The organism is Rhodospirillaceae bacterium, assembly GCA_016712715.1.
GTDB lineage: Bacteria > Pseudomonadota > Alphaproteobacteria > Dongiales > Dongiaceae > Dongia.
In genome coordinates, this window is sequence record JADJQM010000001.1 from 1522584 (window position 1) to 1543476 (window position 20893).

The following is a 20893-nucleotide window of genomic DNA, read 5'->3' on the forward strand; positions in this document are numbered from 1 at the left end:
GAATAGTCCCTATTTGGCGAATAATGAGGGGGAAAAGGGTATTCTTGAGCAGCGTGTCTGGCTCATTGCAGCACGATATTGAGTTGCCGCAAGGCATCAGCGATGGGCACAAAGAAGTTTATGCCGACCAGATTATCGTTTGTATCGGTAAGCCCAGCTTGCGATATCCCAACGACGCTGCCCTCACCGTCCAATAGCGGCCCGCCGCTGCTCCCTGGCTGGATCGTGACATCGGCCTGGATCAACGGCAACCCATACTCATCCTGCTGGAATTGGCTGACGATACCGCGCGTCACGGTGCCAGCCAGGCTTTCATACATTGGCGATCCGACGGCAAAGACCTCCTCGGTGAGGGCAACCTGATTGAGTCGCAGGGGCAACGGCGTGAATGTTCCGCTCTCAACTTGCAGCAAAGCCACATCGCGCTTGGCATCACTGCGCAAGGTAGTCGCAAAAACCTCGTTGCCGGTGATCAGCGTGAGTTTTAGCCGCGCAGCATTGCGCGCTACATGGTGATTGGTCAGAACCAGCGTGGGCGTCACGAAGAAGCCCGAGCCTTGTGATGTCCCAGTGGTAATCGTCACGACGGAGGCCTGGACGCGCGTCATGTTGGTGCCAATGCCGCCGGTGAAGGGTTGCAGCGCCGGAATTCCCAGAACCGGTTGCCGTGGCACCTCTCCCCAGCCGCCCAAAGGTGCCAGCGTCGTCGCCACATGCTGGCTACGACCCTCGCGCAGCAGCACATCATGAAATCGCCGGTCAGCGCCGAGATTGCGTGTCGCTACGGCGAAGGCGCGAACCAGCAGCGCCACCTCGCCATCCGGCACGCCCTCTTTCAGGACAGCAGAGCCGCTCGTCTGCGTCTCGAGAACCACACTTTCATCCAGCGTGGAAAAAACCTGCCAGGTCACTGTCAGGGCTGCGGTCCCGCTTTGCTTGCCAAGCGGCTTACCGTACCATGCGGATACCTCATCGCAGATATCCATACTGATGGTATCGATGCGTCCGCCGACCAGAAATTCCGCATCCCTCTGCGCATCACCGTAGTTTCCAAACAGGACGTCCGGATCACCCACCACGTCATAATTGGCGGCGCTCATTTCGCGATAGAATATGTCCAGCAACTCCTCATCCCGCGCCATCACTTTGCCGCTGTTCCAGTGAATGAGGTCGCTCGTAAGATCCCGCCCACATCCGGTCCAGGTGCCCCCGCCGCGGTAGACACCGATCTGCTGGCCGCGATCGAGATTGAACATCACGCGGTCGAGTTGAATGGGCGCCAAGTCTTCGCCGCTGGCGGCGGCACTGGTCATTTGCGCCACGGGAGAAATGGGCTTCCCTGCACAGGAAGCCAGCATCGGCATAGACGCCAGCAGCACGCCGAGCATGACAGCGCGGCGCCTTAGGTAACCCAGTTCCATGATGCCCCCATCAGGTCGCGCGTTATCCGCTACCCCACGATTAAGGCATCATCCTCGAGAACAAAGAGCGTACTGTAAAGAGAAAAATACGGGCCAGATAAACTTTTTTAGAAACGCCGGCTGCCTATTTCTGCGCGTAGCCAACCGCCTGCAATGCCCCTTCGATTTCGCCCAAAATGGCCGGATCATCAATTGTCGCCGGCATATTAAAGGCTTCTCCGTCGGCGATCTTCTGCATGGTGCCGCGCAGGATCTTGCCAGAACGAGTCTTCGGGAGCCGGTCGACGACAGTCGCCGTCTTGAAGGCCGCAACCGGGCCAATCTTGTCACGCACCAGCTTGACGGCCTCGGCAACCACCATGTCATGGGGCTTGCTGATACCTGACTTCAACACCAGGAATCCCAGCGGCAACTGACCTTTGACCTCGTCATGGACACCGATCACCGCGCATTCGGCAACGTCCGGATGACTGGCCAGCACCTCCTCCATGCCACCGGTGGAGAGTCGGTGCCCCGCGACGTTGATGATGTCATCGGTGCGGGCCATGATGTAGACATAGCCATCGTCATCGATATAACCCGCATCCGACGTCTCGTAGAAACCCGGGAAGTGATCGAAATAGCTCTTCCTGTAGCGCTCGGGGGCATTCCACAAGGTCGGAAAGGCCGACGGTGGCAGCGGCAGCTTGCAGACGATATTGCCGATCTCACCGGGCTTCGCCGGGTGCCCGTCATCGCCAAGCACACGGACATCCCAGCCCGGCGCCGCCCGGGTCGGCGAGCCGTGCTTGATGGGCAGCAATTCAATCCCCACGCAATTTGCCGCGATCGCCCAACCCGTTTCCGTCTGCCACCAATGGTCGATCACCGGCACATGGAGCTTTTCTTCGGCCCATTCCAGAGTGGCCGGGTCGGAACGTTCGCCAGCCAGAAACAACGCACGCAGCGAACTGATGTCGTACTTTCCAATCAGCTTTCCATCGGGATCGTCGCGCTTGATGGCGCGGAAGGCCGTCGGCGCTGTGAAGAGGGTCGAGACCTTGTGATCGGCAATGACGCGCCAGAAAGCGCCCGCATCGGGCGTGCCGACCGGCTTGCCCTCGTATAGCACAGTGGTGCACCCGTAGAGCAGTGGCGCATAGACGATGTAGGAGTGGCCCACCACCCAACCCACGTCCGAGGCCGCCCAGAATACCTCGCCCCGCTCCATATTGTAGATATTGCGCATCGACCAGTTGAGCGCCACCGCATGGCCGCCATTGTCGCGCACGACGCCCTTGGGGGCGCCCGTCGTGCCGGAAGTGTACAGGATATAGAGCGGATCGGTCGCTGCGACCGGTACACAATCATGCGGCTGTGCGCCGGCCACCACGTCCTGCCAATCTAGGTCGCGCCCGGGCACGAGGCTGGCAAGCGCGCGGTCGCGTTGCAGGATGACGCAGTGCGCCGGCTTGTGCTTGGCGAGCGCAATGGCCTCGTCGATCATCGGCTTGTAGGCGACAACGCGATTGGTTTCGATGCCACAGGATGCCCCCACGATCAACTTGGGCTGGCAGTCGTCGATGCGTGTCGCCAGCTCCTTGGCGGCAAAGCCACCGAAGACCACGGAGTGGATGGCACCCAGCCTTGCACAGGCCAGCATGGCCACCAGCGCTTCCGGCACCATCGGCATGTAGATGATGACGCGGTCACCCTTGGCAATGCCGAGCTTGGCCAGGCCGCCGGCAAAGCGCGCGACAAGGTCCGTCAGTTCCCGATAAGAGATATGCCTGACTGTGCCGGTGACCGGGCTGTCATAAATGATGGCATTCTGTTCGCCATGGCCAGCCGCCACATGCCGATCAAGGCAGTTATAGGCGGTATTGAACTCGGCCCCGGAGAACCAGCGCGCTGCCGGCGGATTGCTGCCGTCGATCACGTCATCCCAGGTCTTGAACCAATGCAACTCCGCCGCGGCATGCGCCCAGAAAATCTCCGGATGCTCGATTGATTGGCGATAAATGGCATCAAACTTCCCCGACATGTCCGCAAATCCTTCCCACATTCCGACAGCCGCTTGGCGGCTCGTTCTTTTGGCCTGGTTCAGAGCGCAGTATCGCCATAACCATGGCACAGACAAGGTCTTAGCGTGATCCTACTTAGGTCGCAGTGCAAAAAAGAGCCGCTCCCCGGTTCGGGAAGCGGCTCCTCCTGACGGGCAATGGGGCCGGTCTACTTCGCTGCTTCGGCCACTTTGCCGGCAGCAACCCGATTGGTGGCGCTGATAATCGCTTTCAGCGACGCCGTGACGATATTGGAATCCTTGCCGACACCGAACACCGTGCGGCCGTCAGGCAGCGACATTTCGACATAGGCCACCGCATTGGCATCATTGCCCTTGCCGACCGAGTGCTCGCGGTAGTCCACCACCTTGAGGTCGATTCCAGAGTGTTTCTTCAAGGCGTCCATAAAGGCATCGATCGGACCGTTGCCGCGGCCGCTGATGCTGATGTCCTTGCCCTTGTCGCGAATACCTGCCGTGAGATTGCGCAGCTCGCTTGCGTGACTATCGGCCAATGTCTGGTGGCTGAGAAAGGCGTAAGGCGTCTCCAGCGACAGATACTCGTCGTTGAAAGACTGCCAGATCTGGCTGGCGGTGATCTCCTTGCCTGTCTTGTCAGCCACGTCCTGCACCACCTGGCTGAACTCGACCTGGAGCCGCCGCGGCAAGGTGAGGCCGTAATCGGTCTCAAGCACATAGGCGACGCCGCCCTTGCCTGATTGGCTGTTGATGCGGATGACCGCCTCGTAGGAGCGACCGACATCGGCCGGATCGATCGGCAGATAGGGAACTTCCCATTCGCCGCTGTTCGACTGCTTCATCGCTGCGAAGCCCTTCTTGATCGCATTCTGGTGCGAGCCGGAAAAGGCCGTGAAGACGAGATCGCCGGCATAAGGGTGGCGCGGATGAACCGGCAACTGGTTGCAATATTCCGCCGTCTGCACGAGCTCGTTGATGTCGCCGAAATCGATTTCGGGATCGACACCCTGGGTGAAGAGATTGAGACCCAAGGTGACGAGATCGACATTGCCGGTGCGTTCGCCGTTGCCGAACAAGGTGCCTTCGATGCGGTCGGCGCCGGCCAGTACGCCGAGCTCGGCCGCCGCGACACCCGTGCCGCGGTCATTGTGCGGGTGCAATGAGATGATCGCTGCTTCCCGGTTCTTCATCTTGCGGCAAAAGTACTCGATCTGGTCGGCATAGATGTTCGGCGTCGACATCTCGACCGTCGCCGGCAGGTTGATGATGCAGGGTTTCGCCTTGGTCGGCTGCCAGACATCCATCACTGCCTCGCACACCTCGATAGCGTAATCGATCTCCGTGCCGGTGAAGCTCTCCGGGCTGTACTGGAAAATGAACTCGGTATTGCCCTTTTGCTGAGCCGCGATGTCGCGCACCAAGGTCGCACCATGGACGGCGATTTCCTTGATGCCATTCATGTCCTGGTTGAAGACGACGCGGCGCTGCAGGGTCGAGGTCGAGTTGTAGACATGGACGATTGCCCGACGCGCGCCGACCAATGCCTCATAGGTCCGGCTGATCAGATGATCGCGCGCCTGGGTCAGCACCTGGATGGTGACATCGGCGGGGATATGGCCGCCCTCGATGAGTTCGCGGCAGAAGTCAAAATCTGTCTGGCTCGCGGAAGGGAAGCCGATTTCGATTTCCTTGTAGCCCATCTTCACGAGGGTCCGGAACATGCGCAGCTTGCGCTCCGGACCCATCGGTTCGACCAGCGCCTGGTTGCCGTCGCGAAGGTCCACTGAGCACCAGATCGGCGCCTTGGTGATGGTCTTGCCGGGCCATTGTCGGTCGGGCAAGGGTACCGGCTGAAACGGTCGGTATTTTGTGGTCGGATCGATACGCATGGCTGCTTCCTCGGAGGAATTTGATAAAGGGTCGTTTGAAGAGCGACTCTTGGCGCCGCCGCCGGGATCCCGAAACGGGATGTCGCTATCAGCTCCGACGGCGGCCGCTAAGCGAGGACTGGTCCACGCGCTGGCTCAAATACCCTAACACACTGTTGCTTATGATGATTCTGTGGGTCATCGGCAATACCTGATCACTCGGTAACTATTCTGGCGGGGGTGGGCCGAACGGCCACGCGGCCGGCGCGATTCAGCACGCCGGGGCGATAAGTCGAAGCGATAGCGCCAGAATTTGGGTCAGGTTGCTCATGCAGCAACCTTACCCACCGGGTTGGAGGCAGGTCAAGGGCGAAACAAAAAACCGCCGGGCGGCCGGTCTGGCCGTCGACGGCGGTCTATTGGGTTGAAAGGCCGGAAAAGGAGCCCTAGTGCACCCGCTCCAGGTTGGCGAGTTCGTCTTTGATACGGAGTTTCAGCTTCTTCAGCGCGTGGATTGTGGCTTCATCGGGGTGCGGACGCCGCTCTTCATCAGCGATCTTGGCGTCCAAATCGGCGTGCTTTGAGTTAAGCGAATCCAAATGCGCAGTCATTGCCATACCCTTTCTCCCTTCTGGTTACAGTCCTGAAAAATGCGTTGCTTGCTATCTCGCTTTGCTGGTTCCCTGTCACCTGGAATGCTAGCGCCAATCTCCTCCTCAAGTAAATGAGAGAGAGGGGTGCAGGCTTCAAGATGTCACGGCAAAATCGCCAGATGATTAAGATAGGCTGACCCAATCACAGCCCCTTGCGAAAAGATCCTGCATGACTAGGAAACCAGCGGCCTCGACCACCCAGCACCCACCTTCGCGGCTTATCGTCGGCATTTCGGGCGCCTCGGGCGTGATCTATGGGATCAGACTCCTTGAACTCCTCAAAGGGTCGATGATCGAGACACATCTCGTCATGTCCCGCACCGCGGAACTGACCCTGACCTACGAGACCAAGCGCAAGGTCGCGGACGTCAAGGCGTTGGCGGATTATTGTCATAGCAATGACGACCTTGCCGCACCGATCTCGTCCGGCTCATTCCTGACCCTGGGGATGATCGTGGCGCCGTGTTCGGCGAAATCCATGGCCGAGATCGCCAGTGGTGTCACACCAACCCTGATCGCACGCGCGGCCGACGTCGTGCTCAAGGAACGCCGCCGCCTGGTGCTGATGCTGCGCGAGACACCGCTTCATCTTGGCCATATCCGCAACATGGCTGCGGTGACGGAAATGGGCGGCATCATCGCGCCGCCGGTGCCGGCCATGTATGTGCAGCCGCAATCGATCGAGGAGATGGTGGATCAGAGCCTCGGGCGCGTGCTCGACCTCTTCGGCCTCCATCTCGACCATGTCGCGCGCTGGGACAAGGATGCGAAGCGCCGCCGCTAGAATTCCTTGCGCCGCAGTGCGACCAGCAGGGTGAAGCCCGCGGCTACCAGCAATGCCACAACCATCAGCGCATGTGGGTCCCAGACATTCTCCATCGCATATCCGGCGACTGGCGGTGCAATAATGTTGGCCCCGGTATAGACCATCACGAAGGCAGCATTGATCACCACCAGTTCACCACCGGAGAACCGCCGCCCCATCGCGACCAGTGCCACCGAATAGGTGCCCCAGACGCAGCCGCCCCACAGGAACGCGACCATACCGAGGAGTGCTGGCGCCGCCGGCAAGCCGGCCAGCACCAGCAGCGGCGCGGCGATGCAGGCCGCTCCGCAGGCAAGGAGCACCGGCCGCGGTCCCCACCGATCGGCGAGCCAACCGATCGGAAACTGCAGGAGAACATTGCCGGCAATGAAGATGCTGAGCAGCGTCAGGGCGAAGGCCTCGGGCAGGCCAACACGCTGTCCCCAGATCGCGAGAAAGCTGAAAAACGTCGAATCGAGCGCGCCGGAGACGAAGGCGGCGGATAACAGTGCCGGCAGGGCCAGAAAAACGCCTATGACCCCGGCGCCGGCCTTGTGTTCCAGCACGGGTGCCATGCGCCGCAACGGAATAATGATGGTCAGCGACAGCAGTTGCAGCGCGATGAACCAGGGCAAGGGCGAGACAGAAAGCGCCTCGGCCCATTGCAATGTCAGCGGTCCGGCCGCAAAGCCTGCCGCCATGATCGCGGCATAGAGAGCCACGGCACGGCCACGGTTGCGATCGGTAGCAGCGACATTGATCCACGTCTCGGTCACAACCCATGGCACGCTGCCGGAGAGGCCACTGATGAACCGCAGCGCCAGCCAGGCATAGACAGAATCCCAGATTCCCAGTGGCAGCAGCGTCGCAATCGCCACGACGGTGCACCAGATCATGGCATTGCCGCTACCGAAGCGCTGCACGATGCGCTGTGTAAAGGGTGCCATCAGCATGACGCCGAGCGGATGGGCGGCAGCCACAAGTCCGATCAGCGACGCGTTGATGCCGCGGGCTTCCATGTCCAACGCCATCCACGGCACCAGGCCGCCGAAGGAAATGCTGAAGGCGAAGATGCTGGCGTAGAGGCCAAGCAGCGCCAGGTAGCGCTGTCGTGGCGTCGCTTCCGCTCGTAGTGCTTCACGTCCCATTGATGGCCCCTGATTTACAGATGGGCAACATAGCGGGCGGCATCGCCGCCACGGAAGCCAAAATCGTTAACAGAGGCCATTTCCGGCACAGGTCTTGCTTCTTTGGGCTGACGAAACACGACACTGGGCAGAAAAGGCCGTCATTATGTCGATCACCATGCTCAACGCTCTCAGCAGCGCTGCAACTTTCGACCTTTCCAAGGAAAAAGATGCCCAGCAAAAGGCCCTGGAATCAGGGGAAGCCAGCGACTTCGCGACGGCGCTCGCGGGGGTCACGGTGCCCAGCGACACCACCCTGGTCAGCGGTCAACGCGGCAATGCGGTCATTCCGGCAATTCTGATTGAAGTAGAGGCGGCGAATCCAGCGGCGGCAAAATCGGCACTCATTGTCAGCGACGCCGGCCAGAGCACGAGTGTCGCCGATCAGTTCCTGGATTTTGCGCGCAAGACACCGGCCGAGAAGATGCGCGCCATGGTGCTCGCGGAAATGGGCTTGAGTGAGGACGCTTTGCGGTCGCTCGATGCTGAAACTCGGGCAGAGATCGAAGCGAAGATCCGCATTCGGGTCGAGGCCAAAGTCCGGCAAGGGATCGAGGAAAATTCGGGGATGAAACTCGGCCAACCCGCGCTATCGCTTCTGCCGGCTTAATCTCGGCAAAGTATCACTTAGGTGATAGTTTTTGGGTTTATCGTTGGGTGAAGCGATCGCCTTTAGACATTCATTAATTGGCTCCACGGCAAGAAGGAGGCAGCTGCCGATGGCTTGAGTTGCCAACGGGCCTTCTCGGCAGCTGATTTCACCGTGTCGGTGTTGCCGAGAGAGTCGATGTCATGATGGCCCAACAGGCCCATTGCACCCCCCTCACCGTCCCGGTTACGCGGGACGAGGTTGAGGCCGAGCTGATTTCCAGCCTCTATAAACGAACGCGTCCGTTGCTGATTGCGAACATCGGCGCGATGCTGCTGCTGGCCATAGCGCTCTGGGACAGCGCCGAAACTGCCTACCTGCTGGGATGGGCACTTTCCCTCTTCGGCTGGACGATGCTGCGCTTCGCCTTGGCCAAGCTTTACCTGCGCCAGACGCGTTCGGTCGGCGAAGCCAAGAACTGGGTCTATGCGTTTTCGGTCGGGTCTGGCGTCGCTGGTATGCTCTGGGGTGTCTCGATTCTGTTGATCACGAGCCTCAGCCCGGAGCATGCAAAACTGGTGGCAGCCTTCATGATGGCGGCACTCAGCGCCTCTGCCATCGCCGGCTATACCAACAGCCTCATCGCCTTCACCGCCTTCACCGTCCCGGCGCTGCTGCCCTTCGGACTGCATATAATCTGGTTCGACGGCGAGCCCAGCTGGATCATCGCCGCCTTCGTCATATTCTGGGGCCTCTTGCTTTGGTCAATGGCGCGGCATTTGAACGACGGCTTCAAGGAAAATGTCGCGCTGGTCCTGGGCAATCAGCATCTGATCGAGCATCTGTCGATTGCCAAGGAACGCGCCGAACGTGCAAACCTCGCCAAGACCCGTTTTCTCGGCAATATGAGCCATGAGTTGCGAACGCCGCTGAATGCCGTCCTGGGCTATTCCGAAATGATGAAACTCGAGATACTCGGGCCGATGGGCAATCCGCAATATGCCGAATACATCAGCCATATCCATGACCGCGGCAAACACCTGCTGGACTTCGTCGCGCAGGTATTTGACCTGTCACAACTTGAATCTGGTTCGGTCGAATTGAAGGAAGAGCGCGTCGATCTCGACGATCTATTTGCCGAAATCCTGCAAGATGTCGCGCCGGCCGCTGCGCGCGATCGGATTCGGCTGCATGCAGCGGCCATCGCCGATGTGCCTGCCCTGCTGGCCGACCGTGACAAATTGCGCCAGGCGCTTCAAAATCTTCTCGACAATGCGGTCAAATTTACTCCTGCCGAAGGGCGCGTCACCTTGACCTCCGAACGGGCGGCCGATGGCGGCCTTTTTCTCAACGTCAGCGATACCGGAATCGGTATTGCCGCCGACGATTTCGAGCGCGTCACCTCGCCGTTCAACCTCCTCGAAAACCAGGACCATCTGAAGCGGCTTAAGGCGGTAAAGAATGATGTCGGGCAGACGAACACAGGCATCGGCCTGCCGGTAAGCCGCCTGCTGGCCGAACTGCATGGTGGTCGCCTGGAAATCCAAAGCACGATCGGCGTCGGCACGACAGTCAGCATCTGGCTGCCGGCGGAGCGATTGGTGAGTGTTCGTGTCGCGGAGCTGCCCCAGTCAAACGCTCCGCAGCCGGCATCGACAAGCCAGCCTCAAACAGTCAGAGCTGCCGAATAGGGACGCCGTTCAAAGCGTAGCCAGGATCGCGTCAAGATCGGTCCGATCCCGCGCATCCGGTGCATTGGTCAATAGCGTTAGATAGCTATCCAGGCCCCTCGCCGCGATACCGCGGGCGGGTTCGCTGCTGCGCGCGCCGACATGCGCCGCCAGTGCGCTGACGATCTTCTGTTGGGACACGCGCTCAGCCTCCAGCTCAACGGCCAGCAAGCCGTGCTTCAGTGATTGCCGGTCGGCCGCCGCTACCTCCTCAAACTCTGCACCCAGGCGCCGTCGTATCGAGCGGAGCGGTTTCAGCACGCCCTCCGACCAGGACTCGGTTGCCAAGCATGCGGCGTTCAGCGCGCCTTCACTGGCCAGATAGCCGCTGCGCGCCAGCCAACAGACGGCAAGGATGAGATTGACATCGGCACCGCGTCGATCCTGCAAGGACAAGCAAGCCGCAGCCACCGCTTCACGACAGTAGAGCGCCAGGCTGAACTCCCAGAAATCGTCGGCATTCAATCTAATCGCCAAAGCTGATCCCCACTCCCCGTGCTGTCTTCACCAGAGTTCCAGCGGGATCGACCGTCGCCGCCCCCTGAATGGCCGACAGGATCGGCACATCGATCACCTGTCTCTGATTCCAGGCAACCATTCGGTCCGACTTGCCGGCGGCAATGAGGTCGACCGCATGAACGCCAAAGGCCGAACCAAGAATTCGGTCCTTGGGTTCCGGCGTGCCACCACGCTGGACGTGGCCGAGGACCGTCACGCGGGTTTCTGCGCCGCTGCGTGTGGCGAGTTCGGCACCAATATAATGGCCGATCCCGCCATAGGTATGCGTGGCCTTGGCACCGCCACCATGGACGGCGGTGATCGACTGGCCATCCTCGGTCTTGACGGATTCCGCGACGACAACCAGAGCGAAGTTGCGGCCACGTTTCCGCAGGGCGGCGAGCTTTGCTTCGACGGACGCAAAGTTATAGGGAATCTCCGGGATCAGGATGATGTCGGCGCCGCCGGCGATACCGGCCGATAGCGCAATATGGCCCGCGTCCCGCCCCATGACTTCAAGCACCATGACGCGGCTGTGGCTGGCAGCCGTGGGCTGCAGATGATCGAGGGCAGCGGTCGCCGTTTGTACGGCAGTCTCGAAGCCGATCGACATCTCGGTGGCGCCCAGGTCATTGTCGATCGTCTTGGGGATGGCCACCAGATCGATACCGCCCTGGATGGCAAGGCGTCGCAGGATCTCGATCGATCCATCGCCGCCAATGCCGATGAGCGCATCGAGCTTCAACTGCCGGAAACCGTCGATCACCTCGCCCGATCGGTCGACGACGCTGCCATCGTCCTGCGGAAAGGCGAACGGGTTGCCCTTGTTGGTGGTTCCCAGGATCGTGCCACCCTGGCGCAGCATGTCGGAGCCCAGGACATGATCGTCGAGCGTCTCTGCTTCGACTGGGCGCGCCATCAAACCCGCCGTGCCATTGCGAATGCCGATCACGTCCCAGCCAAAATGGCCGCTGGCATGTGCGTAGACCGCTCGAATCACGGCATTGAGGCCCGCACAATCACCACCGCTCGTGAGCAGGCCGATACGCTTTGCTGCCATCTCAAACGACCCCCTGAAGCGAATGTCTCTTGCGTTTTAGGCGCGCTGTTCCAACTATTAGCACAGAAACCAGGAAGCGACGCATAGCCACATGATAGATAAGGCTTTTTTCGAACTCAACCCGGCCCGCAGCGTGATCGCCATCGCTGGCGAAGACCGCGCGGATTTCCTGCAGGGCTTGATCAGCAATGACACGCGGCGAATTAGTGAAACCAGCGCGATCTATGCCGCTTTGCTGACCCCCCAGGGGAAATTTGCCTATGACCTGATGCTGGTGGGTGACGCTGACCGCTATCTGGTCGACGCGGAAAGTGCCCGCCGCGCCGATCTGCTGAAGCGCCTGAAGCTCTTCAAGCTGCGCTCGAAGGTGACCCTTGAAGACCTCGACGATGCATTCGTGGTCGTCAATCTGTTCGGCGACGGCGCCTTGCAGCGCCTGGGTCTTGCCGACACGCCGGGCGCGGCCCGCCCTCTGGCAGGCGGCATTGTCTTCGCCGATCCACGGCTGGTCGCCTTGGGTGCCCGGGCCTTCCTGCCGCGCGGAACTGCGGCACAAGCAATGTTGGATCTCGGGTTCGCGGCGGCAACTCCAGGCGACTTTCAGCGCCTGCGCTTCTCGCTGGGCGTGCCTGAAGGCAGCCACGACCTCATCCCCGATAAGTCCATCCTGCTCGAATCCGGCGTAGACGAGCTCAACGGTGTTGATTGGCAGAAGGGCTGCTATATGGGCCAGGAGCTGACCGCCCGAACCAAGTATCGTGGGTTGGTCAGAAAGCGTTTGCTCCCAGTGAAGATTGTCGGCCCGACCTTGGCGCCTGGCACAGTCTTGATGATCGATGGCAAGGAAGTGGGCGAAATCCGGATCGCTGATTCCGATCGGGGCCTCGCCCTCATCCGCTTGGAGCATCTTGATGCCGCGATGACATTGGGCATCGCCTCGGATGACAGTCACGTGACGGCCAGCGTTCCAAGCTGGGTCAGATTGCCGGAAACGGTGAGCTGACCGCTCACCCTATCGCTGCCGGCTCTTTTGCCGGACCTTCAGCCGGGCCATCCAACCAATTGCCGCACCGCAGACGCCAAAGAATATCGCGCATCCGATTCCGATCCAATAATCTTCAGGCTTCCCTTTGAAGGCGATAAAAAGGCCTATCAGCACGAAGACGGCTGACAAAAGGGTGAGCGCAATCAAGGTCCATAAATTGTGCCCGGCTGCTGAATTTGCATAGGATTCAGCAAACGTTATGCGGGCATCTACTTTGGGGTACTGGCGCGCATGGACTTCCAGCCAAGCATATCCGGGAACAATAAGTGCGCCGGCGACAATCAATTGCACCGAAAGTGATTGGTGTAGAAACAGCCGTATCGCAATCATCGCAGGCACGACGACAAAGAAAGTGTACTTGTAGAAACCCTTGTACTTGGCTCGCATCGAGCGTTCGTCGTCTTCCGTCGCCAACAGTCTTCCCTTGCCGAAGCGGCCATAGAGAAAGAAGAGACGACGCCCTGCTTCATCGGTCTTGAACGCTGCGTTCGTTAAACCATCAAAATAGCCCATGTCATCCCCACTCAATCTATGCGCGCGGCTGACAAATCCTCTAACATGGCTTGAGCAGCGAACCAAGTGTCGCCTAATCTGCCAACCATCAACGATCAGGCATCATTGGAAATGGGGATCGATCTATGGCCAAGGCGCGACTGAGGGATCTGGGTGTCACCCTGGGACAAATGCAGCCCGGACCCCTGAATGCCATCACCGATGTGGCGGGATTGCGGGTCGGTTTCAGCACTGTTATCCGCGACGAACCACACGTCATCCGCAGCGGCGTCACGGCGTTGTGGCCAGCCGACGACATCTACACCGACTTCATGTTTGCCGGGATCCACTCCTTCAACGGCAATGGCGAAATGACCGGCAGTCATTGGCTCAACGAACAGGGGCCTGCTGGCGGCACCCATCACCATCACCAACACCCATGCGACCGGCATCGCGCGCGATGCGATCTGCGTGCATGCCGCACGCAAGGGTATCGAACAAGCGTGGCATCTGCCCGTGGCCGCCGAGACCTGGGATGGATGGCTGTCGGATGCCGAGACCTTCCCCATCACCCTGGAACATGCGATCGAGGCCCTCGACTCCGCCAAGGACGGCGTCGTGCCCGAAGGCAATATCGGCGGCGGCACCGGCATGATCACCCATGAATTCAAGGGCGGGACGGGCACCGCGTCGCGCCGCCTGTCGGCCGCGGATGGCGGTTGGACGGTGGGGGCCCTGGTGCAGTCCAACTATGGCAGGCGGTCGCTGCTCCGGTGCGGCCATGCGCCGGTGGGTCTCGAACTCAACACCGACATCGTCGCCTCGGCACATGCCGAGCGGAAAGAGGAACAGGGCTCGATCATCGTCATCCTGGCGACCGATGCACCCTTGCTGCCGATCCAATGCCAGCGTCTTGCCCGCCGGGCCACGACTGGGCTGGCCTGGGTGGGCGGTATCGGCTCCAACGGCTCGGGCGATATCTTCCTCGCCTTCTCGACCGGCAACCGCATCGCGCTGAAATCCAAGATGGCGGAGGTCCGCATGCTGGGCATGGAGGAATGCACACCCCTCTTCCAGGCGGCAGCCGAGGCGACCGAGGAAGCGATCTGGAACGCACTTTGTGCCGCCGAGACCATGACCGGTTACCAAGGCCGCACCGCGCACGCTGTCCCCCATGATCTCCTCAAGCAAGCCGTGGCGCGCTATGCCAGACGTGACTAGATCCAGCGCGATTGACCAATTGGTTGCCCGGCTGGCGCTTGCCCCGCATCCTGAGGGCGGATTCTACCGTGAGACCTATCGCGCGTCTGAGTCCATTCCCAAGGCTGGGCTTCCTGCGCGGTTCCACGGCGAGAGGTCGCAATCGACGGCGATCTATTATCTGCTATGTGCTGGCGACCGCTCAAAACTGCACCGGATCAGATCCGATGAGGTCTGGCATTTCTACGACGGCGATCCGCTCGTGATCGTTTCGATTTCTCCCGCCGGACAGTTGATTGAAACGACGCTGGGCCGCGACTTTTCAGTTGGCCAGGTGCCGCAGCATGTCGTCCCCGCGGGCCATTGGTTTGGGGCGATACCGGCACGCCACGGCGCCTATGCCCTGGCGGGCTGCACCGTAGCACCCGGCTTCGACTTTGCCGATTTCGAATTGGCGACACGCGCGGCCTTGCTGCAGGACTATCCACAACACATCGCCTGGATCACGCGGTTGACGGATTAGTCCTCGTCATCGTCGAACACCGGCGGCAGGCTGGCACCCAGCGCCCGGACCGCGTTCTCCATTTCCTGAGTATAAGCCGCGCGGTTGCCGCTCCAGGGCAGCGGTTGCCCCACGACCGCATCCACCACCACCGGCACCAGCACGATCTCGCCGCGCGGCAATGCCTTGCCGGCGCCTTGCAGGAACACCGGAATGACCGGCACGTCCGGATAACGCTCCTTGAGGCGCGCGACACCGCCCTTGAACTTGCCCATCACTTCTGCCGCACCGCGCGAGCCTTCCGGAAACACGATCAGGATCTCGCCGCGATCAAGTGCTGCGGCACTTTCCTTGAGCGGGTCATCGCCACGGGCGGCATTGCCCCGCTCCAGCGGCAGGATGTTCAGGATCTGGAGGCTGAACCAGGCAAGGTAGCGGTTGCTCAGGAAATAATCGGCCGCCGCCACCGGCCGCACGATGTCGATATGCCGGTATGGCATTAATGACAGCAGAACCAATGTGTCGAGATGGCTGTTGTGATTGGCGATGATGATGGCTGGCCCCGCCTTCGGCAGATTCTCCCGCCCGCGCACCGTGATGCCGAGCATCATGATGGCGATGGGCCGCAGCACACAGAGGGCAAACAGGCGACGCAGCCAGCGCGACATGATCAGTAATAGAGGAAATAGATGATGTGGAAGAAGAGCGGCGCGGTGAAGGTAAGACTGTCGACGCGGTCGAGCACACCACCATGGCCGGGCAGGAGGCTGCCGCTGTCCTTCAGCTTGAGGTCACGCTTGACGGCCGAAATGGTGACGTCCCCCGCAAATCCGGCCAGGGCCAGCACGAAGCCGATGGCGCCGGCCTCGTACCACGAAAGCGGCGTGAGATAGGGGGCCGCAAGCATCGCCACCAGCGTCGTGATGATGACGCCGCCCACCAGGCCTTCGACCGTCTTGTTGGGGCTGACCTTGGGCACGACCTTGTGCTTGCCCAGCAGCTTGCCGCTGCAATACTGGCCGACATCATTGATCTCGGTCAGCAGCAGCAGATAGAGCAACAGCCCATCGCCACCGGCAATGGGATTGCCCTCGTTCGGCAGGGCCAACAGAAAGGCCGCGTGGCTCAACGAGAACACGGCAATCATCAAACCCCAATGCACCGTCCCCGCGGCCTTGATGAAGCCTTGCGTCTCGCCCGCCAGCACCATGCGGAGCGGCAAGGCCAGGAAGATGTAGACAGGGATGAAGATGATGAACATGCCGTACCAGCCGATCGACACCCAGTAGTACTGCAGCGGGATCGAGAGATAGGCCCAAAGCAGCACGCGGTGGTCGGCCCGGCGCGTTGGAATGAGCGTCACGAACTCTTTGAAAGCGAGAAAGCTGATCAGGCCGAAGAGCGCGATCGGCACCCAGGATGGCAGCGCGATCGAGACACCCAGGAGCAGGATGATCACCCACCAGGTGCGGGTACGCAGCCATAATTCATGCTTCTTGTGCCGCTGCGGCCAGGCCACCGCCGTGGCGATGAACAGCAGAACCATGATCGCCGCCAGCGCAATGGCGACGTTGGGCGCAAGATCGAACATCATTTGTGTGTCTCGGCGAGGGCGCGACGCGCGCGATTGAGGAGGGTCACCATGCCCAGCAGCGTGACCGCGATCATGGCCCAGTTGATCCAGGCGCCCAGCGGCAGCCCAAGACCGATGGCAAAGCCAAGAATACCGAAGACGGCGGCACGGTCGCTCTTGCCCATCGGTCCGTCATAGCGCCGGCTGGCGCCAATGACCTGGCCCAGGACACCCGTCATCTCGCCGATGATGGCGACGATGACTGCCAGTACGACCCACAGGCCGTTGACGCCAGCCAGCAGGGCAAAGGGGAGATAGAGGGCCGCATCCGAGACCACATCGCCCACTTCGTTGAGAATCGCCCCCAGCCGCGACTTCATCGCGAACTCGCGCGCCAGGATGCCGTCAATGGCATTGGCCGCCATGCGCAGGAACAGGAAAACCGGCAGGATGAGCCACAGGCGCAGGCAATCCGGCCAGATGGAGAGGACAATCCCAACCAGGACGGAGCCGAGCATGGCCGCAAGGGTCACGGCATTGGCAGTAACGCCGCCGGCGGCGAGGCGGGCGGCGATGGGACGGAGCAATGCCACGAAGCGCGGCTTGAGATCGTAAACGGATGCCATGGCGCTACTATAGCTGGCGTGCGCACTCCGCCAAGGCCTGAAACGGCGAGTCGGCTGTGTCGGCCGTCACGTGTGGGTACGAGAGGCGCTTCAGCCCTTCCCGTCCCCAGCGTTCCTTGATCGCGGCCTGGGTCCAGGCCCGGGTCTGCGCCGCGCGCTTGGCGCGCAGGCGATTATCGGTCGCCAGCCAGGCAGCGTGACCCGAGACGGCTTCCATGAGGCCGCCGATCCCCTCGGCGGCGTTGGCCGAGACGATGAGCACCGGAAGGTCCCACTGCGCACCACCCAGCGCCTGTTCGGTGAGGCCGAGCGCCCCCTTTACATCCGCCCGCGCGCGCATGGCGGCGCGACCGAGATCGCCCTTGGTCACGGCGACGATGTCGGGAATTTCCACAATCCCGGCCTTCATGAACTGGAGCGCGTCCCCAGAGCCGGGCTGGACGCAAAAAATGATCGTATCGGCGGCAAGCGCAATGTCCGTTTCCGATTGTCCGACGCCGACCGTCTCGATCAGCACGACGTCATAGAGCGCGCGCATCAGGACCATCGCGGCAAAGGTGATCTCGGCAAGGCCACCCAGCTGGTCGCGCGCCGCCATGGAGCGCACGAAGATGCCTTTGTCCTCCGGATCGGTCCGAAGCCGCGTACGATCGCCCAGCAGGGCGCCGCCCGTGCGCTTTGAAGAGGGGTCGATGGCGATGACCCCGATGGTCTTGCCCTTCTGGCGATAAGCCGTGATGAGCGCGCCGGCAAGGGTTGACTTGCCGACACCTGGCGGGCCAGTGAGGCCGATTACCTGCGCTGTCGCCGCCGCATAAGCGGAATCGAGGAGTCTGACGAGATCGGGATCGTCAGGATTGGTTTCCAGCCGCGCCAGGACGCGGGCGAGCGTCTGCTTGCCGCCCGCGCGCAGGTCGGCGAGGCTCGTCACCCCTCGCCCTTGCGGCCGGACTGGTCGCCGGTGAGTGCCGCCTGGGCCGCGGCGAGCTTGGCAATCGGTACGCGATAGGGCGAGCAGGAAACATAATCCAGCCCGACCGAGGCGCAGAAATGGATCGAGGCCGGGTCGCCGCCATGCTCGCCGCAGATGCCAAGCTTGATGTCCGGACGCGTCTTGCGGCCACGCTCTGCAGCCGTCTTCACCAATTCGCCGACCCCTTCGACATCAATCGTGATGAAGGGATCGCGCTCGATGATCCCCTGGCGTTCATAGGATTGCATGAAGCGCGCGGCGTCGTCACGGCTGAGGCCATAGGTCGTCTGGGTCAGGTCATTGGTGCCGAAGCTGAAGAAAGCCGCATCCTTGGCGATTTCACCGGCCAGCAGGGCGGCGCGCGGCAATTCGATCATCGTGCCGACCGAATAGGGGATCAGGCTGCCGCTGCTCTTGGCGACTTCGCCAGCGACCCGGTCGATGATGGCCCGCATCATCGTCAGTTCCTTCGGAATGCTGACCAGCGGGATCATGATTTCCGGCTCGGCCGTCTCGCCCAGCTTCGCTTTGACCTCGGCCGCGGCCTCGAAAATAGCGCGGGCCTGCATTTCGTAGATTTCAGGATAAGTGATGCCGAGGCGGCAGCCGCGATGACCCAGCATCGGGTTCGATTCCTGCAGCTGCGAGGCCCGGTGCTGGACAAGATCGACCGAGATGCCGGCTGCCGCTGCCACTTCCGCCATTTCGGCGCGGCTGTGCGGCAGGAACTCGTGGAGCGGCGGATCCAACAGTCGAATGGTGACCGGCAGGCCCTTCATGATGTGGAATAGCTCGACGAAATCCTGGCGCTGCATCGGCAGGATCTTCGCCAGCGCCTTCTTCCGGCCGGCGACGTCCTCCGCCATGATCATCTCGCGCATTGCAATGATGCGGTCAGCCTCGAAGAACATGTGCTCGGTGCGGCACAGGCCAATGCCCTCGGCGCCGAACTGGCGTGCCGTCCGGGCGTCGAGCGGCGTTTCCGCATTGGTGCGGATCTTCAGCTTGCGGAAACTGTCGGCCCAACCCATCAGGGTCGCAAAATCACCCGACAGAACCGGCTCAATCGTGGCGACGGCACCCAGCATCACCTCGCCGGTACCGCCATCGATGGTGATGATATCGCCCTCGACGACCTTGTGGCCCTTGACCGTCATGATCTTCTGCGCCGCATCGACGCGGAGGTCACCGGCGCCGGACACACAGGGGCGACCCATGCCGCGCGCCACGACGGCGGCGTGGCTGGTCATGCCGCCGCGCGTGGTCAGAATGCCGACCGCCGCATGCATGCCGTGGATGTCCTCGGGACTCGTTTCAACGCGCACCAGGATGACCTTTTCACCCTTGGCGGCGCGGTCCTCGGCCTCGTCGGCGGTGAACACCACCTTGCCTGAGGCGGCACCCGGGCTTGCCGGCAGGCCACTCGCGATCACGTCCTTCTTCGCCTTGGGATCAAGGGTCGGGTGCAGCAGCTGGTCGAGCGATGCCGGTTCGATGCGGCGCGACCGCGGTCTTCTTGTCGATGAGGCCTTCCTGGCAGAGATCAACAGCGATCTTCAGCGCCGCCTGGGCGGTGCGCTTGCCGTTGCGGGTCTGCAGCATGTAAAGCTTGCCCTGCTGCACGGTGAACTCGATGTCCTGCATGTCGGTATAGTGCCGTTCCAACTGGTCGCGGACCGCGAGCAACTGGTGGAACACCTCCGACATGGTCTCTTCCATCGCCGGCAGGGTTGAGTTGTTGGCCTTCTTGCCCTCGATGGTGAGGTGCTGCGGCGTACGAATGCCGGCCACGACATCCTCGCCCTGGGCGTTGATCAGGTATTCGCCATAGAATTCCTTGGCGCCGGTCGACGGGTTGCGCGTGAAGGCAACGCCGGTCGCGCAATCCTCGCCCATATTGCCGAACACCATGGCCTGGACGTTGACGGCCGTGCCCCAATCCTCGGGGATATTGTTGATCTTGCGGTAGGTCACGGCGCGCGGGATGTTCCAGCTGCCGAACACGGCGCCGATGGCACCCCACAACTGTTCCTTCGGATCCTGCGGGAAGGGCTTGCCGAGCTCTTCCTCGACCTTCGCCTTGTAGTCGGCAATGACCTTCTGCCAATCCTCGGCGGTGAGCTCGGTGTCTAGGTTGACGCCCTTGTCCTGCTTGTGAAAATCGAGGATGTCCTCGAAATTGTGATGCTCGACGCCGAGCACGACATTGCCGAACATCTGGATGAAACGGCGATAGGAATCATAGGCGAAGCGCGCATCGCCCGACTTCAGCGCCAATCCCTTCACGGTCTCATCGTTGAGACCAAGATTGAGGACCGTGTCCATCATGCCCGGCATCGAGACCCGGGCGCCGGAGCGGACCGAGACCAGCAGCGGTGCCTTGGCGTCGCCGAATTTGAGGCCGACGATCTTTTCGATATGAGCGACACCGGCTTCGACCTGGGCCGCCAGGTCACTCGGGTACTTCTTGGCGTTGGCATAGAACTCCGTGCAGAGTTCGGTGGTGATGGTGAAACCCGGCGGCACCGGGAGACCCAGCGACGACATTTCCGCCAGATTGGCGCCCTTGCCGCCCAGCAGATTGCGCAAATCGGCCCGGCCTTCTGCCGCACCGCCACCGAAATGATAGACCCACTTCGTCATGGTTATGC

General features: G+C 61.4%; 17 protein-coding genes and 2 pseudogenes. 6 read left to right on the forward strand and 13 right to left on the reverse strand.

The features are described 5' to 3' along the window. Positions 1-62 precede the first annotated feature (62 nt). From IPK59_07405 to IPK59_07420, 4 genes are all read right to left on the reverse strand, one after another. Positions 63-1388, reverse strand: coding sequence for a trypsin-like peptidase domain-containing protein (locus IPK59_07405; GenBank protein ID MBK8158589.1), 1326 nt, complete (start codon positions 1386-1388; stop codon positions 63-65). A 157-nt stretch (positions 1389-1545) separates the two neighbouring features. Continuing rightward, positions 1546-3444: a propionyl-CoA synthetase gene (locus tag IPK59_07410; protein ID MBK8158590.1), complete on the reverse strand. Its 1899-nt coding sequence runs from the start codon at positions 3442-3444 to the stop codon at positions 1546-1548. 188 nt (positions 3445-3632) lie between these two features. Next, positions 3633-5330, reverse strand: a complete 1698-nt coding sequence (gene leuA, locus IPK59_07415) for a 2-isopropylmalate synthase (protein MBK8158591.1) — start codon at positions 5328-5330, stop codon at positions 3633-3635. A gap of 425 nt (positions 5331-5755) precedes the next feature. Further along, positions 5756-5926, reverse strand: a complete 171-nt coding sequence (locus tag IPK59_07420; protein ID MBK8158592.1) for a YdcH family protein — start codon at positions 5924-5926, stop codon at positions 5756-5758. A gap of 205 nt (positions 5927-6131) precedes the next feature. Here IPK59_07420 and IPK59_07425 point away from each other — a divergent pair, with 205 nt between their 5' ends. Continuing rightward, a complete protein-coding gene (locus IPK59_07425) occupies positions 6132-6746 on the forward strand; it encodes a UbiX family flavin prenyltransferase (protein ID MBK8158593.1) in 615 nt (204 codons plus the stop codon). Here the strand turns inward: IPK59_07425 and IPK59_07430 are convergent. Next, positions 6743-7915 (reverse strand): MFS transporter, encoded by a 1173-nt coding sequence (locus tag IPK59_07430; protein MBK8158594.1) that lies wholly within the window; start codon positions 7913-7915, stop codon positions 6743-6745. The genes IPK59_07425 and IPK59_07430 overlap by 4 nt on opposite strands. 94 nt (positions 7916-8009) lie before the next feature. Here IPK59_07430 and IPK59_07435 point away from each other — a divergent pair, with 94 nt between their 5' ends. Both IPK59_07435 and IPK59_07440 read left to right on the forward strand, forming a co-directional pair. Next, positions 8010-8564 (forward strand): hypothetical protein, encoded by a 555-nt coding sequence (locus IPK59_07435; protein ID MBK8158595.1) that lies wholly within the window; start codon positions 8010-8012, stop codon positions 8562-8564. Between the two features lie 182 nt (positions 8565-8746). After that, on the forward strand, positions 8747-10234 hold the full coding sequence (locus IPK59_07440) for a HAMP domain-containing histidine kinase (GenBank protein ID MBK8158596.1): 1488 nt from the start codon (positions 8747-8749) through the stop codon (positions 10232-10234). Between the two features lie 9 nt (positions 10235-10243). Here the strand turns inward: IPK59_07440 and IPK59_07445 are convergent, their stop codons facing one another. Both IPK59_07445 and IPK59_07450 read right to left on the reverse strand, forming a co-directional pair. After that, positions 10244-10738, reverse strand: a complete 495-nt coding sequence (locus IPK59_07445) for a TIGR02444 family protein (GenBank protein MBK8158597.1) — start codon at positions 10736-10738, stop codon at positions 10244-10246. Between the two features lies 1 nt (position 10739). Next, entirely contained in the window at positions 10740-11831 is a 1092-nt protein-coding gene (locus IPK59_07450) for an ATP-dependent 6-phosphofructokinase (GenBank protein ID MBK8158598.1), read from the reverse strand. A 91-nt stretch (positions 11832-11922) separates the two neighbouring features. Here IPK59_07450 and IPK59_07455 point away from each other — a divergent pair, with 91 nt between their 5' ends. After that, entirely contained in the window at positions 11923-12834 is a 912-nt protein-coding gene (locus tag IPK59_07455; protein ID MBK8158599.1) for a folate-binding protein YgfZ, read from the forward strand. Positions 12835-12843: 9 nt separating this feature from the next. On the opposite strand, the gene IPK59_07460 is transcribed toward IPK59_07455, so the two are convergent. Then, positions 12844-13389, reverse strand: coding sequence for a hypothetical protein (locus IPK59_07460; GenBank protein ID MBK8158600.1), 546 nt, complete (start codon positions 13387-13389; stop codon positions 12844-12846). A gap of 125 nt (positions 13390-13514) precedes the next feature. Here IPK59_07460 and IPK59_07465 point away from each other — a divergent pair. Both IPK59_07465 and IPK59_07470 read left to right on the forward strand, forming a co-directional pair. After that, positions 13515-14589 (forward strand): annotated as a pseudogene (locus tag IPK59_07465) (P1 family peptidase). Further along, positions 14573-15091 (forward strand): cupin domain-containing protein, encoded by a 519-nt coding sequence (locus IPK59_07470; protein ID MBK8158601.1) that lies wholly within the window; start codon positions 14573-14575, stop codon positions 15089-15091. Before IPK59_07465 ends, IPK59_07470 begins: the two are co-directional and overlap by 17 nt. Here the strand turns inward: IPK59_07470 and IPK59_07475 are convergent. The 5 genes and pseudogenes from IPK59_07475 to IPK59_07495 form a co-directional block, all read right to left on the reverse strand. Then, on the reverse strand, positions 15088-15738 hold the full coding sequence (locus IPK59_07475; GenBank protein ID MBK8158602.1) for a 1-acyl-sn-glycerol-3-phosphate acyltransferase: 651 nt from the start codon (positions 15736-15738) through the stop codon (positions 15088-15090). The genes IPK59_07470 and IPK59_07475 overlap by 4 nt on opposite strands. A 2-nt stretch (positions 15739-15740) precedes the next feature. Next, the gene (locus IPK59_07480; GenBank protein ID MBK8158603.1) at positions 15741-16661 is read right to left on the reverse strand and encodes a phosphatidate cytidylyltransferase; all 921 of its coding nucleotides are present in this window, start codon (positions 16659-16661) and stop codon (positions 15741-15743) included. Next, on the reverse strand, positions 16661-17269 hold the full coding sequence (locus IPK59_07485) for a CDP-alcohol phosphatidyltransferase family protein (GenBank protein MBK8158604.1): 609 nt from the start codon (positions 17267-17269) through the stop codon (positions 16661-16663). The genes IPK59_07480 and IPK59_07485 overlap by 1 nt, the downstream gene beginning before the upstream one ends. Positions 17270-17276: 7 nt before the next feature. Further along, a complete protein-coding gene (locus IPK59_07490) occupies positions 17277-18200 on the reverse strand; it encodes an ATP/GTP-binding protein (GenBank protein MBK8158605.1) in 924 nt (307 codons plus the stop codon). Next, positions 18197-20885 (reverse strand): annotated as a pseudogene (locus tag IPK59_07495) (pyruvate, phosphate dikinase). The gene IPK59_07490 and the pseudogene IPK59_07495 overlap by 4 nt, the downstream one beginning before the upstream one ends. Between the last annotated feature and the right edge of the window lie 8 nt (positions 20886-20893).

Excerpts from the sequence above, each read along its gene's own strand:
- IPK59_07425 (MBK8158593.1), top strand. The coding sequence starts at position 6,132 with ATGACTAGGAAACCAGCGGCCTCGACCACCCAGCACCCACCTTCGCGG.
- IPK59_07470 (MBK8158601.1), top strand. The coding sequence starts at position 14,573 with ATGCCAGACGTGACTAGATCCAGCGCGATTGACCAATTGGTTGCCCGG.
- leuA (MBK8158591.1), bottom strand. The coding sequence starts at position 5,330 with ATGCGTATCGATCCGACCACAAAATACCGACCGTTTCAGCCGGTACCC.
- IPK59_07450 (MBK8158598.1), bottom strand. The coding sequence starts at position 11,831 with ATGGCAGCAAAGCGTATCGGCCTGCTCACGAGCGGTGGTGATTGTGCG.
- IPK59_07460 (MBK8158600.1), bottom strand. The coding sequence starts at position 13,389 with ATGGGCTATTTTGATGGTTTAACGAACGCAGCGTTCAAGACCGATGAA.
- IPK59_07475 (MBK8158602.1), bottom strand. The coding sequence starts at position 15,738 with ATGTCGCGCTGGCTGCGTCGCCTGTTTGCCCTCTGTGTGCTGCGGCCC.
- IPK59_07455 (MBK8158599.1), top strand. The coding sequence starts at position 11,923 with ATGATAGATAAGGCTTTTTTCGAACTCAACCCGGCCCGCAGCGTGATC.
- IPK59_07480 (MBK8158603.1), bottom strand. The coding sequence starts at position 16,661 with ATGTTCGATCTTGCGCCCAACGTCGCCATTGCGCTGGCGGCGATCATG.
- IPK59_07440 (MBK8158596.1), top strand. The coding sequence starts at position 8,747 with ATGATGGCCCAACAGGCCCATTGCACCCCCCTCACCGTCCCGGTTACG.
- IPK59_07430 (MBK8158594.1), bottom strand. The coding sequence starts at position 7,915 with ATGGGACGTGAAGCACTACGAGCGGAAGCGACGCCACGACAGCGCTAC.
- IPK59_07485 (MBK8158604.1), bottom strand. The coding sequence starts at position 17,269 with ATGGCATCCGTTTACGATCTCAAGCCGCGCTTCGTGGCATTGCTCCGT.
- IPK59_07405 (MBK8158589.1), bottom strand. The coding sequence starts at position 1,388 with ATGCTCGGCGTGCTGCTGGCGTCTATGCCGATGCTGGCTTCCTGTGCA.
- IPK59_07420 (MBK8158592.1), bottom strand. The coding sequence starts at position 5,926 with ATGGCAATGACTGCGCATTTGGATTCGCTTAACTCAAAGCACGCCGAT.
- IPK59_07410 (MBK8158590.1), bottom strand. The coding sequence starts at position 3,444 with ATGTCGGGGAAGTTTGATGCCATTTATCGCCAATCAATCGAGCATCCG.